This is a genomic window from Mesorhizobium sp. M0894 (assembly GCF_040319725.1).
GTDB lineage: Bacteria > Pseudomonadota > Alphaproteobacteria > Rhizobiales > Rhizobiaceae > Mesorhizobium.
This window is the reverse complement of the sequence record NZ_JAMYOG010000002.1, coordinates 319,474-333,949: the sequence shown is the minus strand read 5'-3', so window position 1 is coordinate 333,949 and position 14,476 is coordinate 319,474. Positions and strand designations below refer to the sequence as shown.

Genomic DNA, 14,476 nt, shown 5'->3' with positions numbered 1-14,476 from the left:
AACATGCCGGCTTTCTCCCAAGGCCTGGAAAAGGCGCTTCACCAAGCGCTGACGCTCGCCAATGAGCGGCACCATGAATATGCAACCCTTGAACATTTGCTGCTCGCCCTGATCGACGACACCGAGGCGGCCGCAGTCATGCGTGCCTGCAACGTCGATCTCGACGAGTTGAAGCATACGGTTCTCACCTATATCGACACCGAGCTCGACAATCTCGTCACCGGCTACGATGAAGATTCCAAGCCGACGGCCGGTTTTCAGCGCGTCATCCAGCGCGCGGTGATCCATGTGCAGTCGTCAGGCCGCGAGGAGGTGTCCGGCGCCAACGTGCTCGTCGCCATCTTCGCCGAGCGCGAGAGCCACGCCGCTTATTTCCTGCAGGAACAGCAGATGACCCGCTACGACGCGGTCAACTACATCTCGCATGGCATTGCCAAGCGCCCAGGCGCTTCCGAGACGCGGACGCCGCGCGGCGCCGACGACGAGCAAGGCAGCCAGGGCGGAGCTGAGCCGCAAGAAGAAGGCGGCAAGAAGAAGCAGCAGCAGGACGCGCTGACTGCCTATTGCGTCAACCTGAACAACAAGGCCAAGGCTGGCAAGATCGATCCGCTGATCGGTCGCGAGAGCGAGATCAACCGGACTATCCAGGTGCTGTGCCGCCGGTCCAAGAACAACCCGCTCTATGTCGGCGATCCCGGCGTCGGCAAGACGGCGATCGCCGAAGGCCTCGCCAAGCGCATCGTCGAGGGCGACGTTCCCGAAGTGCTGCACAATGCCACCATCTTCGCGCTCGACATGGGCACGCTGCTGGCCGGCACCCGTTATCGCGGCGATTTCGAGGAGCGGCTGAAGCAGGTCGTCAAGGAGCTCGAGGACTATCCCGGCGCCGTGCTGTTCATCGATGAGATCCACACCGTGATCGGGGCAGGAGCCACCTCTGGTGGCGCCATGGATGCGTCGAACCTGTTGAAGCCGGCGCTGTCGTCCGGCGCGATCCGCTGCATCGGCTCGACCACCTACAAGGAGTTCCGGCAGTTCTTCGAGAAGGACCGCGCGCTGGTGCGGCGATTCCAGAAGATCGACGTCAACGAGCCGACCGTCGAGGACGCCATCGAGATCATGAAGGGACTGAAGCCCTATTTCGAGGAGTTCCACAAGGTTCGCTACACGAGTGAAGCGATCAAGGCTTCGGTCGAGCTCTCGGCCCGTTACATCAACGACCGCAAGCTGCCGGACAAGGCGATCGACGTGATCGACGAGACCGGCGCCTCGCAGATGCTGGTGCCCGAAGCCAAGCGCAAGAAGACCATCGGCATCAAGGAGATCGAAGCGACGATCGCCACGATGGCGCGCATCCCGCCGAAGACGGTTTCCGCCGACGACGAGAAGGTGCTGCAAGGTCTCGACATCGAGTTGAAGCGCGTCGTCTATGGCCAGGACACCGCGATCACCGCGCTGACTTCGGCCATCAAGCTGGCGCGGGCCGGCCTGCGGGAACCGGAAAAGCCGATCGGCTCGTACCTGTTCTCCGGTCCGACCGGTGTCGGCAAGACGGAAGTGGCCAAGCAGCTCGCCGCCTCGCTCGGCGTGGAGCTGATCCGCTTCGACATGTCGGAATATATGGAACGCCACACCGTTTCGCGGCTGATCGGCGCGCCTCCCGGCTATGTCGGCTTCGACCAGGGCGGCCTTCTGACCGACGGCGTCGACCAGCATCCGCATTGCGTGCTGTTGCTGGACGAAGTCGAAAAGGCGCATCCGGACCTGTTCAACATCCTGTTGCAGGTCATGGATCACGGCAAGCTGACCGACCATAACGGTAAGCAGATCGACTTCCGCAATGTCATCCTGATCATGACCACCAATGCGGGCGCATCCGACGCGCAGCGCGCGGCGATCGGTTTCGGTTCGACCAAACGCGAAGGCGACGATGTCGAAGCGATCAACCGGCTGTTCACGCCGGAGTTCCGCAACCGTCTCGATGCGATCATTCCGTTCGGCTCGCTGCCGGTGCCGGTCATCCATCAGGTGGTGCAGAAGTTCGTCATGCAGCTGGAAGCGCAGCTTTCCGAACGCGGCGTGACCTTCGACCTGTCGCAGGATGCAATCGCCTGGCTGGCCGACAAGGGCTATGACGAGCGCATGGGTGCGCGGCCGCTTGGCCGTGTCATTCAGGAGCACATCAAGAAGCCGCTGGCCGACGAGGTGCTGTTCGGCAAGCTCAAGAAGGGCGGCACGGTGCGTGTCACCGTCGAGAAGAAGGAAACCGGCGAGACCGGCCTGAAGCTCGAATCGCTCGCCGACGAGGCGCCGGTGAAGCCGAAGAAGGAAGAGCCGGACGACGTGCCGAAAGCCAAGAAGGCGGTGGCGAAAAAGCCCGCCGGGAAAAAGGCGGTGGCGCAGAAGTCGGAGCCGAAGGGCAAGGATGGCGGCAAGCGCAGCCTAGTGCCGCAACTGCCGCGTAAGAACTGACAATCCTGCAAGTAAAAAAGCCCCGGCAACGGGGCTTTTTTCATGAAGCTTGTGGTCGAGTGTCGGCCGAGCGGCTTCGCCCCGATTCAGTTTGCCAGCGCCGTCCGTATCTTGCCGGCGTTCTCAGCCAGGACTTCAGGCTGTTCCATCTGTCCGCTGTGCGGCTTCAAGGGGATGCCTTCGAAGCGCGGAATGACATGGACATGGAGGTGGTAGACGGTCTGGCCCGAAGCTGGTTCGTTGAACTGCATGACCGTGACGCCATCGGCATCGAAGGCCTTCTTTACTGCCCGCGCAACTTTCTGCACGTGAGCGAAGAGGGGGCCAAGCACCGCCGGATCCGCGTCGAGCAGGTTGCGCGACGGCGCTTTCGGCACGACCAGCGTGTGACCCGGTCCTTGCGGCATCACATCCATGAAGACGATGACCGCATCATCCTCGTAGACGCGGTGCGAAGGGATTTCTCCGCGCAGGATTTTTGCGAAAATGTTGCTGCTGTCGTAGGTTGCTTCGGCCATGGCGCACGCTCCGGTTCTTGGCTCGCGGTCTCGTGTAGCGAAGCTGTTGCGGGCGGGCAAGACGATCGGTCGACATCGGCCATGCAGGCTCGAACGTGGTTGAGCGATCGGGCGGGTTTTGCTACTCCGCCATGTCCTTGCGGAACGGGGTGTGCTCTTCCAGATATTCGCTCATCCGCTCGACTTCGCGCCGCTCGCGCTGGAGGTAGTCGGCCACTGCATTGCGCAGACCTGGATGGGCGATGTAGTGCGCCGAATGCATCGTCACCGGCCGGTAGCCGCGCGCCAGCTTGTGCTCGCCCTGCGCACCGGCTTCAACCACCTTCAGCTTTCGCGAGATGGCGAAATCGATCGCCTGATGGTAGCAGACCTCGAAATGCAGGAACGGGTGGTCCTCGATGCAGCCCCAATTGCGGCCGTAGAGCGCGTCTGAACCGATGAAGTTGATGGCGCCGGCTATGTAGCGCCCGTTGCGTTTGGCCATCACCAGCAGGATGTCGTCGGCCATGCGCTCGCCGATCAAGGAGAAGAAATCGCGGTCGAGGTAGGGCCGGCCCCATTTCCTGCTGCCGGTATCCATGTAGAACGCGTAAAAGTCGTCCCAGGCTTTTTCGGTCAGATCCTTGCCGGTCAGCCAGTCGATCGAGATGCCGTCGGCGAGCGCCTCACGCCGCTCCTTTTTCATCGCCTTGCGCTTGCGCGAGGCCAACGTCGAGAGAAAATCGTCGTAGCTCGAAAAGCCTTCGTTGAAGAAGTGAAACTGCTGGTCGGTGCGATGCAGGAAGCCGGCTGCCGCCAAGATCTGGACATCATCCTCCGGCGCGAAGGTGACATGCGCGGAAGACACGCCGAGCTTATCCGTCACCGCCTTTAGGCCGGCCGCAAGGCCGGCCTTGACGGTGGGGCTGTCCTCGCGCTTGCCGACCAGCAGGCGAGGGCCGGTGACGGGTGTGAACGGCACCGCGCATTGCAGCTTCGGATAGTAGCGCCCGCCGGCGCGTTCGAATGCGTCCGACCAGCCATGGTCGAAGACATATTCGCCCTGGCTGTGCGACTTCAGATAGCAGGGGACCGCACCGAGCAGCTTGCCTTGCGCGGTTTCCAGCCTGAGATGATGACCCTGCCAGCCGGTGCGTCGAACGGCGCAGCCGGAATCTTCTAGCGCGCTCAAAAAAGCGAATGAAACAAGCGGGTTGTAGGCGTTTTCTGCCTCGCCCCGCGTTGTGCCGCCGAGGCTGTCCCATTCCGCGCTGGTGAAGGCGCCGATGCCCGCGGCGATGCGGATCGACAGCTCCGCATTCGCCGTTTGTCTGTCGCAGTCGTCCCCTTGATCCATGTGGCTTACTTAAGCTCGCTGCGAACCCATACAAGCCCGTTCAAGCAAGCCGCACAAGATCGGGCTCGAATCCTTCGAACGTCATCTGGTCGGCATATTTGAAGGTCAGGTCGACGGCAGGTTGGTCATGCACTGTCCAGGTGATCACCGGCATGCCGAGCCTTTCACGTACGAACGACACGAACCGGTTCGGCAGGTCGCCGGCGGCGTAGGAGATAAAGGCGATGTCATGCGCCAGCATGGCGAAATGCGCCTCGATCAGATGGTTGTCGTTGCCGTAGGCGGTCAACCCGCCGGGTATGCCGGGTGCATGTTTCGGGAACTCGCGGATCAGCCAATGGTCGAACGACATGATCGCGGTCTTGCCCTTATAGCGCTTGAGCATCTTGCCGACGCCTTCGACCAGGCCTTCGTCGTGTCCGGCAGCGCCTTTCAGCTCGACAACCATCGGCACACGCCCGTCGACCAGATTAAGCGCCTGCTGCAGCGTCGGCAAATGGTCGGCGGTGCCGCCGACCTTCAGCGCCGTGATCTCAGCAGCCGTACGCTGCCAGACGAAGCCGTCCTCGCCGGTCAGCCGCCGCAGATCGCCATCGTGGATGATGACGGGGACGCCGTCGGATGACAGGTGCACGTCGCACTCGATCGCATAGCCGCGCTCGGCTGCCGCGGCGAAGGCGGAAAGAGTGTTCTCCCAGCGCGCCTTGTTCATGTCGTGGAGGCCGCGATGGGCGACGGGCCGGGCAGTCAGCCAGGAAAGGTCGGTCATGGTCGCAGTCCCGGTCATTCGACTTCGAAGATCGCTTCGATTTCCACTGCGGCATTAAGCGGCAGGGAGGGGGTGCCGACGGCGGAGCGGGCGTGCTTGCCGCGGTCGCCGAGCACGGCGACGAGAAAATCCGAGGCGCCGTTGGCGACCAGATGCTGTTCGACAAAATCCGGTGCCGAGGCGACGAAGACGGTGATCTTCACCAGGCGGCGGATCTTGTCGAGATCGCCAAGTGCCGCCTGGGCCTGCGCCAATATGTTGATCGCACAGTATTTTGCGGCTTCCTTTCCGGTCGCGGTGTCGACATCGCGGCCAAGCAGCCCGCTCGCCTGGAGCTTGCCCTCCTTGAGCGGCAACTGCCCGGCGGTGAACAGCAGATTGCCGGTCCTGCAATAGAGAACGTAGTTGGCGGCGGGCGCAGCGGCAGCCGGCAGCGTCACGCCGAGATCGCTTAGCCGCTTTTCGATTGTTTCGCTCATGCTATTTCCCTATTGCTTGAAGGTGCCGCGCAGGCCGGGCCGAAATTGCTATTTTTGCCTCGCTTCCGCCACGACTTTTTTTAAGCTGGACCATCTTTCCATGCGGCCTGCCATTAGCCGCGATGATCGGAGCACCCCATGCGCGCAACGCGCCTCGCATTCAACGCCGTTCTTCTGACAGCGGCTTCCTGGGCGGCTCCCGCTTTTGCGGTGCCGGCGCTGCAGGCGCACCGTGCCGTCTATGATATCACCCTGGACAAGGCGTCGGATCGCTCGGGGATCACCGGCATATCGGGCCGTATGGTCTACGAGTTCAATGGCTCGCCTTGCGAGGGCTACACGGTAAAGTTCCGCCTGGTCACCCAGATCGTCACCAACGACAATACTAGGCTGACCGACCAGCAGATGACCACCTTCGAGGATGCCGAAGGCAAGACCTTCTCCTTCGTCAACAAGTCCTTTGTCGACCAGAACCTCGACAAGGAGGTCAAGGGGACGGCAACGAAGGAGGCCAATGGTCTCAAGGTCGAAATCGACAAGCCCGAGAAGAACAGCCTGGAACTCGCCGCGACCCAGTTCCCGACCCAGCAAATGGTTGAAATGATCGGCAAGGCGGAAAAGGGCGAGCGTTTTTACGAAACCAACCTGTTCGACGGCTCGGAGGATGCCAACAAGGTGATGACCACCACCGTCGTCGTCGGCAAGCAAGCCAATGCCGACAAGACTGATCCGGAAGTGCCGGCGCTGGCCAAGCTCGCCAGCGACAAATACTGGCCGGTTGACATCGCCTATTTCGACGATACCGACAAAGGCGGCGAGGAAGTGCCGGAATACCGGATCAGCTTCAAGCTGCACGAGAACGGCATCACGCGCGGTCTCGTAATGGACTATGGCGAGTTCTCGATGACCGGCAAGCTGGTCAATCTGTCGCTGTTCGATCAGCCAAAGACCTGCCCGTCGAAATAGGCTCGAACCGACGGCAAGCTGCTGCCGGCTGCTCTCCGCGATAGTGGCGCTTGATCTTGCGGGCATGTTGCACCGACTTGAGCATGCCGCAATTGCATATCAACGTCTTACGACGGTAAGCGCCGCGGGGGGAGCAGGTTGAGCAGGATCGACGTTTTTGTGGCGCCGCGGCCCAATGCGACGCTGATCAAGGCCATGACATTCGTCAACCGCATTGTCATGCTGCACGGCATTCCGGGGCTTCGCGACCTGTTGCCGTTCAACCGTCTGGCCGGTCTGCGCGGCGTCGCCAATGTCCGCCACATCGATTTTCCGGAGGACGACCGGCAAAGGTTGAAGGCTTGTTGCGGCGCGGGCAAGGCGACGTTCATCACGCCCAACCATCCGGAGTTCTTTACCGACTGGATGATCGACAAGGAGGTCGTCTCGCGGGTAAGCCCGCTGGCGGCATCCTGGGCCACGCACGGCGTCGTCAACGGGCTTGGCCGGCTGATGCAGAAATTCTGGCTGGCCAACAATCTAATCGCCCAAATCCCGGGCAATAGCGGGGCCGCCAAGGAACATTCGGTGGCCTGGGCGCTGAAAGGGCACGGCGTTCTCCTGCATCCCGAAGGCGGCGTCGGCTGGCATGCCAACATCGTTGCCCCGCTGCTGCCGGGCGCGGTCGAGATGGGGCTCGAAGCGCTGAAGCGCGGCCGCCTGACGGATCCGGATTTCAAAGTTTGGATCGCGCCCGTGATCTGGAAGCTCGCTTTCACGGGGAATGTCGAGGCAGCGCTGGCAAAGGAGTGCGCCTACGTCGAGCGCAGCCTGAAGATCGAACGCCATGCCGCCGATTCGCTGCCGGAGCGTGTCCATCGTATCTATGCGACATTGCTGTCGCGCGATGAGGCTGCATATGGCCTGCGGTCCGATGAGCGGGTTTCGTATGACGCACGTCAGAAGGACCTGCTCGTGGAACTCGGCCGTCGCCTTGCTGAACTTGTCTCGGTCGGCGCCGGCACGCTCGACAGTGGCGAGCTTTTGCGCCGGTCGCGCCGCTGGCTGCGAGGAAACACGGATGATACCGGAAGCCGGAAGCAGGTCCGAACGCTGGCGGATACGATCCAGCGCTTGCGGCGTGTCGGGCCCTGGGCTTCAGCCAATCCGCGCATCACGCAGGAGGAGATCGCCGAACACTTGAAGCGGATCCGCAACGATTATTGCAAGGGTACACTGCGCGATACGATCGACCGTTTCGTGCCGCAGCCGGCAGGCCCACGCCGCGCCCATATCCGGGTGCCGGACCCTTTAGGCTTGCACGCCTATAAAGGCTCCGTCGAGGCGGCACTCGTCGAACTGCACGACCGCATGCAGGAGACCATCACCAGCACCATAGCGCAACTCCAGGCCGGCGGCGGCTTCATTTTCTATGCTAATCCCTTCTATCATCGTTAGCGGCGTGTTGGTCGGCGCAAGATGAAGGAGTGCGGCAAGCCCCATGGCGGTCTATGTCGATGCGGCGATCTGGAAATGGGTCGGCCACCGCTGGTGTCATCTGCTGGCAGACGACACCGACGAGCTGCATCGCTTCGCCGCGCAGCTCGGCATCAAGCGCTCGTCCTACCAAGGGCCGCCGAAGACATCGGCGCCGCATTATGACATAACCGGGTTCGAGCGCGACCGCGCGGTGCGGCTCGGCGCCATCGAGTGCAGCCGCGAGGAGATCGTCGCTGTTTTCCGGCGTGTGCGCGTGCCGAGGGGGAAGATGCGACGATGACATTGACGGCATTTTTGGCTTACTGCGCCGCGATCACATTTGCCGCCGCCACGCCTGGTCCGGCGATGTTCACGGTTATCGCCAATGGCGTCTCGCTTGGCTTCGTTCGCGCTTTCCTGGCTGGTCTCGGCATCGCCGCAGGCGACGCGGTGCTGGTCACCTTGGCACTGCTCGGTCTCGTGGCGCTGGTACAGGCCTTCGAATGGGTTTTTTTAATCCTGAAGTATGCGGGTGCTGCCTATCTGGTGTTTCTCGGCATCCGGATGTGGCGATCGGCCTCCGCGCGATCGCATGGACAGCAGGCAACCCAGGCAAGACTGTCTCGATCGTTTTTCCTCGGTATCTCCATCGCATTGGGCAATCCCAAGGCGATCCTGTTCCACGCCTCTATCATGCCGCTGATTCTTGACCTCAATACGATGACCTTCGCCGATGGGCTGCTCGTGGTTGCGGTCGTGATCTGCGTCAACATCGTCACCATGGGCTTCTACGCAGCGCTCTCCGGGCGGGCTTCGAGCTGGTTCAAGACGCCAAGGCGCATGCGGCTGATGAACAGGTTTGCCGGCGGCGCCATGATAGGCACCGGTGCGCTGATCGCCGCACGCTGAGCCGCAAGACGCCACAGCGCTTGCGTTTGTCGCGCATCCCCTCTATATGCGCGCACATTCCACACACGGACTTTGGTGTCTGCCCGGGAGAAATCCGGCGGAAACCTCCGGTGGCGTTCGAGGACCAAGTCCAAAAAATGCCTGTGTCCGTGGAGGCTAACCGGAAAGGAAATAAGAATGGCTCTGCCTGATTTCAGCATGCGCCAGCTATTGGAAGCTGGCATTCACTTCGGCCACCAGACCCACCGCTGGAATCCGAAAATGGCGCCCTATATCTACGGCGCCCGCAACAACATCCACATCATCGACCTCTCGCAGACGGTGCCTTTGCTGCACCAGGCGCTGAAGCAGGTTTCCGACACTGTTGCCAAGGGCGGCCGCGTGCTGTTCGTCGGCACCAAGCGCCAGGCCTCCGACATCGTCGCCGATGCCGCGCAGCGCTCGGCTCAGTACTATGTTAACTCGCGCTGGCTCGGCGGCATGCTGACCAACTGGAAGACGATCTCGAATTCCATCCAGCGCCTGCGCAAGCTCGACGAGATGCTGGCCGGCGAGGCTCAGGGCCTGACCAAGAAGGAGCGCCTCAACCTCGACCGCGAGCGTGAGAAGCTCGACAAGGCGCTGGGCGGCATCAAGGATATGGGTTCGACGCCCGATTTGATGTTCGTGATCGATACCAACAAGGAAGCGATCGCCATCCTCGAGGCCAAGCGTCTCGGCATCCCGGTCGTTGCCATCATCGATTCCAACTGCGACCCGGACAAGATCGACTTCCCGATCCCCGGGAATGACGATGCGGCCCGCGCCATCCAGCTCTATTGCGATCTGATTGCCAAGGCTGCGATCGACGGCATCGCCCGCCAGCAGGGCGCACTCGGCGTCGACATCGGCGCATCGGTCGAGGCTCCGGTCGAGCCGGCGCTCGAACCGACCCCGGCCGCCGAGAGCCCGGCAACCCAGACCCCGGAAGCATAATAGCGAAGGCCGGCTGCGGCCTTCATCTTTCCAATATGTTGGCGCGGTAAGCGCTACCGGCACCAGGCGCATCATCGAAACTCGATGGTGCGTCGGTGCATTTAGACAAAGAGGCGACAATGAGCATTTCGGCTGCACAGGTCAAAGAACTCCGCGACTTGACCGGCGCGGGCATGATGGACTGCAAGGCGGCGTTGAACGAGACCAACGGCAACATGGAAGAAGCCATCGACTGGCTGCGCAAGAAGGGCATTTCCAAGGCCGACAAGAAGGCTGGCCGTACTGCTGCCGAAGGCCTGATCGGCGTCGATTCCGGCGTCCGCGAGGCAGCGATCGTCGAGGTCAATTCCGAGACGGATTTCGTTGCGCGCAATGCTGCGTTCCAGGAGATCGTCGCCAATGTCGCGAAGGTCGCGCTTGCCTATGGCGGCAAGACCGAGGCCGTTGCCGCTGCTCCCTATCCGGGCTCGGGCAAGTCGGTCACCGAGACCATCAAGGACGCAGTCGGCACCATCGGCGAGAATCTGGGCTTCCGCCGCTCGGCCAAGCTCACCGTCGAGCACGGCGCTGTCGCAACCTACGTCCACAATGCGGTTGCCGACGGCCTTGGCAAGCTCGGCGTGCTGGTCGCCATCGAGACGACAGGCAACGCGCAGGCCGCCAACGCCTTTGCCCGCCAAGTCGCCATGCATGTCGCCGCCACCAACCCGATGGCCTTGACCACCGAAGAGCTCGATCCGGCCGCGGTCGAGCGCGAGAAGGCGATCTTCGCCGACCAGGCGCGCCAGTCCGGCAAGCCGGAAGCGATCATCGAGAAGATGGTCGAGGGCCGTTTGCGCAAGTTCTACGAAGAGGTCGTGCTGCTCAAGCAGGCTTTCGTGCTCAATCCCGACATCACCGTCGAGAAGGCGCTGAAGGATGCCGAAAGCGAGATCGGCGCGCCGGCCAAAATCGCCGCCTATCTGCGCTTCGCGCTCGGTGAGGGCATCGAGAAGGAAGAGACCGATTTCGCGGCGGAAGTCGCGGCAGCGGTCAAGAAGTAAACTATTCGTTTGAAAGGCTTTTTCGGCCGGGTGTCCGCGAGGATGCCCGGCCGATTTCTTGCGCGGTGTCGATAAAGGCGCGGAGCTTCGGGGCCATCGCGGCGCGGCGCGGGAAATAGAGGAACAGTCCCGGTTCCTCGATCGATGCCTCGCCAAGGACTTCGACCAGCCGGCCTGCCTCGATGTCGGGCTTGACAAGCGGCTCGAACAGATATGCGAGGCCGATGCCGGCAAGGGCCATGTCTTTTGCCGACAGCGGTTCGCTGACGACGACGCTGCCGCGCGTCTCGACGCCGATATCCTTGCCCTGGTCTGACAGATCCCAACGGTAGAGCGCACGTGATCGCAACAGCCGATAGCCGATGCAGTTGCGGGTGGAGAGATCAGCAATTGTTCGCGGCTTTCCGTGGCGGCCGATATAGGCCGGAGAGGCGACAATGGTCGTCCGGAACGGCTGAGTCAGCCGCACCGTCACCATATCCTCGGCGATCATCTCGCCCAGCCGGATGCCGGCGTCGAAACCCTCGCCGACGATATCGCTCAGACGTTCGTCGGTGACGATCTCCACCGTCACGTCAGGGTAACGTTCCGCCATCGCCGTCAGGATGGGCATCAGCGCCAGAGGCAGCGCCAAACGCGGCGCGTTGATCCTGAGCAGTCCGCTTGCCCGGCCTTTGACAGAGCGGATGCGTTCGATCCGGTCGGCAATGTCTTCCAGCGCCGGCTCCGCCGCAGCGACGAGGGCGGTGCCAGCCTCGGTCAGCGAGACGCTGCGTGTGGTGCGGGCAAACAACGGCTGGCCGATTCGCTCCTCCACCAGCCGCACCGCATGGCTGACCGCTGACGGGCTCATGCCGAGCTCGGCGGCCGCCGAGGCGAAGCCGCCACGCCGCGCGACGGCAACGATTATAGGTAGGTGGCTAAGCAGATCGCGATCCATTCATGCATGGTATCGCATAGTCCATTCGGATAATGCAATCTTATCGGATAGGGAAGAAGAACGCATCTTTGGCTGCATCACACGGCAATCGCCGAGCAGCCAAGGAGACGTCCAATGACCGACCTCAAGTCCGAACGAACCCGTAATCTCGAGACAGTGCGTAAATTCTTTGACCTGATGCACCGCAAGGACATTGAGGCATGGGGCAACCTTTGGGCTGAAGATGGCCGAATCCTTGTCTTCTACCCGCCGGCAGGATTTGGAAGCAGCATCGATGGTAAGGCCGCGATCCTGGCGGCCTTCCGAGGCCTCTTCGGCAATTTCGAATCCTTCGACTCCCAGCTGACAGCCGTCTATCCGGCAGCGGATTCGGACGCGATCGTCGTTGAGTACAAGAACCGCGCGATGCTGATTGGCGGCTCTGAATACACCAACAGCAATATCGCGATCTTCCGCTTCGAGAGCCGTCTGATCAGCGCCTACCACGACTATTTCGATCCGCGTCGGTTCCAGGTGGTGGTCGATGCGCTGGCCAAGGCCTGACTGCATATCCCAGGCAAGGACCTCAATCCCGTTTTCAAATTTCAGGAGAAAATCCATGACCATGTCCTACTACACGCTCGGCAACAGCGGGCTGCGTGTCACTCGTCTGGCGCTCGGCACCATGACGTTCGGCACGGAATGGGGCTGGGGCGCGGAGAAGGAAACGGCGCGCGCCTTGGTTGATGCCTATGTCGAAGCCGGTGGCAATTTCTTCGATACCGCCGATCTCTATACCGGTGGCACGGCCGAAACCTGGCTCGGCGAATTCATCGCCGAGCGTGGGCTGCGCGACAAGGCGGTGATCAGTACCAAATTCACCTACAACGCCGAACCGGGTAATCCAAATGCCGGCGGCAACGGCCGTAAGAACATCCTGCGGGCGGTAGACGGTTCGCTGAAGCGGCTCGGCACCGATTACATCGACCTCTACATCCTCCATACCTGGGACAGGCTGACGCCACCGGAGGAGGTGATGCGGACGCTGGACGATCTGGTGCGCGCCGGAAAGATCCGGCATGTCGGTCTGTCCGACGTGCCGGCCTGGTACGCAAGCCGGGCGCAGGCGATCGCCGAGCATCGCGGCTATGAACCGGTTTCGGCGCTTCAGCTCGAATATTCGCTGGCCGAGCGCAACATCGAGCACGAGTTCGTGCCGTTCGGCACGCGCTATGGCGCTGGAATCATGGTCTGGAGTCCGTTGGCCAGCGGCCTGCTCAGCGGAAAATACCGTTTCGATACAATCGTCAAGGATGGTGGCCGGCTGGAGACAATGCGTGGTTCGACCAATCCCGGTTTCCAGAAATTCACCGACCGCAACTGGCAAATCGTCGCCGAACTGGAGAGGGTTGCCGGCCAGCTCGGCCGCAGCATGGCCCAGGTCGCCCTGAACTGGGCGGCAAACAGGCCAGGCATTGCGTCCGTCATCGTCGGCTCCACCAGGCTTGACCAGCTCAAGGACAATCTCGGCGCGCTTGATTTCGACATTCCCGAAGACCTTAGGGCACGGCTCGATGCGGTGAGCCGGCCGGTCACGCCTTTTCCGTATTCGTTCTTCGGCCCTGAAATACAAGGCGGCTTGACCGGTGGGCAGGCGGTTGGCGACAAGCCGGCAAGCTATCTGCCGGATCTGCTCATGCAAGGCACTTTTGCCGGCGTGAGCTGACGGCTATCCCAGTCCACGATCTCAACTTTCCGGCTCGGGCGCCGCGTGACATCGCGGCGCCCTTCGTGTATCGGAACGCCCAGTGTTTCGGGGCGCCACCGAAGCGCGTCACACGCATGATGACGAGGACCAGATGACGGTGAAGCCCCTCTACCGACGTGTCTTGCTGAAAGCGTCGGGCGAAGCGTTGATGGGCGAACAGCATTTCGGCATCGACGTATCGGTGGTCGACCGCATCGCCGCCGACATTGCCGAGGCCCGCGCACTGGGCATCGAGGTCGGTGTCGTCATCGGCGGCGGCAACATCTTTCGCGGCGTCGCGGTTGCATCAAAAGGCGGAGACCGCGTCACCGGCGACCATATGGGCATGCTTGCCACGGTCATCAATTCGCTGGCGCTACGCACCTCGCTCAACAAGATCGGCGTCGACGCCGTGGTGTTGTCGGCGATCGCCATGCCCGAGCTGTGCGAAAGTTTTTCGCAGCGTCAGGCAACCGCCTACATGAACCAGGGCAAGGTCGTCATCTTCGCCGGTGGCACCGGCAATCCGTTTTTCACTACCGATTCGGCTGCAGCCCTTCGCGCCGCCGAGATCGGCGCCGATGCTTTGTTCAAGGGCACTCAGGTCGATGGCGTCTATTCGGCTGATCCCAAGAAGGACCCGAACGCGACACGCTTCGAGCGCATCAGCCATAGCGACGTCATAAAACGCGGGCTTTCGATCATGGATACCGCGGCGATTGCACTTGCGCGCGAAAACAACATTCCGATAATCGTCTATTCGATCCACGAGAAGGGTGGTTTCGGTGATATCCTGCGTGGCGGCGGCCGTTGCACGGTTGTCGCCGACGATTAATCCGGACCGTGAACCCGAAAAAGGGACCAGTTCGCGGATTGAGGCTCGAA

The 14,476-nt window shown here is 61.9% G+C and carries 15 protein-coding genes; 10 read left to right on the top strand and 5 right to left on the bottom strand.

Annotated features, from left to right (window positions below):
* Positions 1-3 precede the first annotated feature (3 nt).
* The gene (gene clpA, locus NKH91_RS04925) at positions 4-2,472 is read left to right on the top strand and encodes an ATP-dependent Clp protease ATP-binding subunit ClpA (RefSeq protein ID WP_023717743.1); all 2,469 of its coding nucleotides are present in this window, start codon (positions 4-6) and stop codon (positions 2,470-2,472) included.
* Positions 2,473-2,558: 86 nt separating this feature from the next.
* On the opposite strand, the gene NKH91_RS04920 is transcribed toward clpA, so the two are convergent.
* From NKH91_RS04920 to NKH91_RS04905, 4 genes are all read right to left on the bottom strand, one after another.
* The gene (locus NKH91_RS04920) at positions 2,559-2,990 is read right to left on the bottom strand and encodes an HIT family protein (RefSeq protein WP_352482287.1); all 432 of its coding nucleotides are present in this window, start codon (positions 2,988-2,990) and stop codon (positions 2,559-2,561) included.
* A gap of 121 nt (positions 2,991-3,111) precedes the next feature.
* Positions 3,112-4,326, bottom strand: coding sequence for a GNAT family N-acetyltransferase (locus tag NKH91_RS04915; RefSeq protein WP_352494598.1), 1,215 nt, complete (start codon positions 4,324-4,326; stop codon positions 3,112-3,114).
* A 40-nt stretch (positions 4,327-4,366) separates the two neighbouring features.
* Positions 4,367-5,095, bottom strand: a complete 729-nt coding sequence (locus NKH91_RS04910) for a glycerophosphodiester phosphodiesterase (RefSeq protein WP_023717740.1) — start codon at positions 5,093-5,095, stop codon at positions 4,367-4,369.
* Between the two features lie 14 nt (positions 5,096-5,109).
* Entirely contained in the window at positions 5,110-5,574 is a 465-nt protein-coding gene (locus tag NKH91_RS04905; protein WP_352844090.1) for a RidA family protein, read from the bottom strand.
* A gap of 138 nt (positions 5,575-5,712) precedes the next feature.
* Here NKH91_RS04905 and NKH91_RS04900 point away from each other — a divergent pair, with 138 nt between their 5' ends.
* From NKH91_RS04900 to tsf, 6 genes are all read left to right on the top strand, one after another.
* Entirely contained in the window at positions 5,713-6,540 is an 828-nt protein-coding gene (locus tag NKH91_RS04900; protein ID WP_023717738.1) for a cell envelope integrity EipB family protein, read from the top strand.
* Between the two features lie 138 nt (positions 6,541-6,678).
* Entirely contained in the window at positions 6,679-7,977 is a 1,299-nt protein-coding gene (locus tag NKH91_RS04895) for a lysophospholipid acyltransferase family protein (protein ID WP_352844088.1), read from the top strand.
* Between the two features lie 43 nt (positions 7,978-8,020).
* A complete protein-coding gene (locus NKH91_RS04890; protein WP_023717736.1) occupies positions 8,021-8,299 on the top strand; it encodes a DUF4031 domain-containing protein in 279 nt (92 codons plus the stop codon).
* Complete coding sequence (locus NKH91_RS04885) at positions 8,296-8,907, top strand: LysE family translocator (RefSeq protein WP_352810197.1); 612 nt, start codon at positions 8,296-8,298, stop codon at positions 8,905-8,907. The genes NKH91_RS04890 and NKH91_RS04885 overlap by 4 nt, the downstream gene beginning before the upstream one ends.
* A gap of 177 nt (positions 8,908-9,084) precedes the next feature.
* Positions 9,085-9,882 (top strand): 30S ribosomal protein S2, encoded by a 798-nt coding sequence (gene rpsB / locus NKH91_RS04880; protein WP_023717734.1) that lies wholly within the window; start codon positions 9,085-9,087, stop codon positions 9,880-9,882.
* Positions 9,883-10,001: 119 nt separating this feature from the next.
* Positions 10,002-10,925 carry a translation elongation factor Ts gene (gene tsf, locus NKH91_RS04875; RefSeq protein ID WP_023717733.1) on the top strand — a complete coding sequence of 308 codons (924 nt, stop codon included), beginning with the start codon at positions 10,002-10,004 and terminating at the stop codon, positions 10,923-10,925.
* Between the two features lies 1 nt (position 10,926).
* Here the strand turns inward: tsf and NKH91_RS04870 are convergent, their stop codons facing one another.
* A complete protein-coding gene (locus tag NKH91_RS04870) occupies positions 10,927-11,865 on the bottom strand; it encodes a LysR family transcriptional regulator (protein WP_023717732.1) in 939 nt (312 codons plus the stop codon).
* Between the two features lie 114 nt (positions 11,866-11,979).
* On the opposite strand from NKH91_RS04870, the gene NKH91_RS04865 reads away from it, so the two are divergent.
* The 3 genes from NKH91_RS04865 to pyrH all read left to right on the top strand — a co-directional run bounded on the left by NKH91_RS04865 (position 11,980) and on the right by pyrH (position 14,426).
* The gene (locus NKH91_RS04865) at positions 11,980-12,408 is read left to right on the top strand and encodes a nuclear transport factor 2 family protein (protein WP_352844085.1); all 429 of its coding nucleotides are present in this window, start codon (positions 11,980-11,982) and stop codon (positions 12,406-12,408) included.
* A gap of 55 nt (positions 12,409-12,463) precedes the next feature.
* Entirely contained in the window at positions 12,464-13,570 is a 1,107-nt protein-coding gene (locus tag NKH91_RS04860) for an aldo/keto reductase (RefSeq protein WP_352844083.1), read from the top strand.
* A gap of 133 nt (positions 13,571-13,703) precedes the next feature.
* Positions 13,704-14,426 carry a UMP kinase gene (gene pyrH / locus NKH91_RS04855; RefSeq protein ID WP_023717729.1) on the top strand — a complete coding sequence of 241 codons (723 nt, stop codon included), beginning with the start codon at positions 13,704-13,706 and terminating at the stop codon, positions 14,424-14,426.
* The last annotated feature ends 50 nt before the right edge of the window (positions 14,427-14,476 follow it).

Coding starts and splice junctions, on each gene's coding strand:
- clpA (WP_023717743.1), top strand. CDS start 4: ATGCCGGCTTTCTCCCAAGGCCTGGAAAAGGCGCTTCACCAAGCGCTG.
- NKH91_RS04920 (WP_352482287.1), bottom strand. CDS start 2,990: ATGGCCGAAGCAACCTACGACAGCAGCAACATTTTCGCAAAAATCCTG.
- NKH91_RS04915 (WP_352494598.1), bottom strand. CDS start 4,326: ATGGATCAAGGGGACGACTGCGACAGACAAACGGCGAATGCGGAGCTG.
- NKH91_RS04910 (WP_023717740.1), bottom strand. CDS start 5,095: ATGACCGACCTTTCCTGGCTGACTGCCCGGCCCGTCGCCCATCGCGGC.
- NKH91_RS04905 (WP_352844090.1), bottom strand. CDS start 5,574: ATGAGCGAAACAATCGAAAAGCGGCTAAGCGATCTCGGCGTGACGCTG.
- NKH91_RS04900 (WP_023717738.1), top strand. CDS start 5,713: ATGCGCGCAACGCGCCTCGCATTCAACGCCGTTCTTCTGACAGCGGCT.
- NKH91_RS04890 (WP_023717736.1), top strand. CDS start 8,021: ATGGCGGTCTATGTCGATGCGGCGATCTGGAAATGGGTCGGCCACCGC.
- NKH91_RS04885 (WP_352810197.1), top strand. CDS start 8,296: ATGACATTGACGGCATTTTTGGCTTACTGCGCCGCGATCACATTTGCC.
- rpsB (WP_023717734.1), top strand. CDS start 9,085: ATGGCTCTGCCTGATTTCAGCATGCGCCAGCTATTGGAAGCTGGCATT.
- tsf (WP_023717733.1), top strand. CDS start 10,002: ATGAGCATTTCGGCTGCACAGGTCAAAGAACTCCGCGACTTGACCGGC.
- NKH91_RS04870 (WP_023717732.1), bottom strand. CDS start 11,865: ATGGATCGCGATCTGCTTAGCCACCTACCTATAATCGTTGCCGTCGCG.
- NKH91_RS04865 (WP_352844085.1), top strand. CDS start 11,980: ATGACCGACCTCAAGTCCGAACGAACCCGTAATCTCGAGACAGTGCGT.
- NKH91_RS04860 (WP_352844083.1), top strand. CDS start 12,464: ATGACCATGTCCTACTACACGCTCGGCAACAGCGGGCTGCGTGTCACT.
- pyrH (WP_023717729.1), top strand. CDS start 13,704: ATGACGGTGAAGCCCCTCTACCGACGTGTCTTGCTGAAAGCGTCGGGC.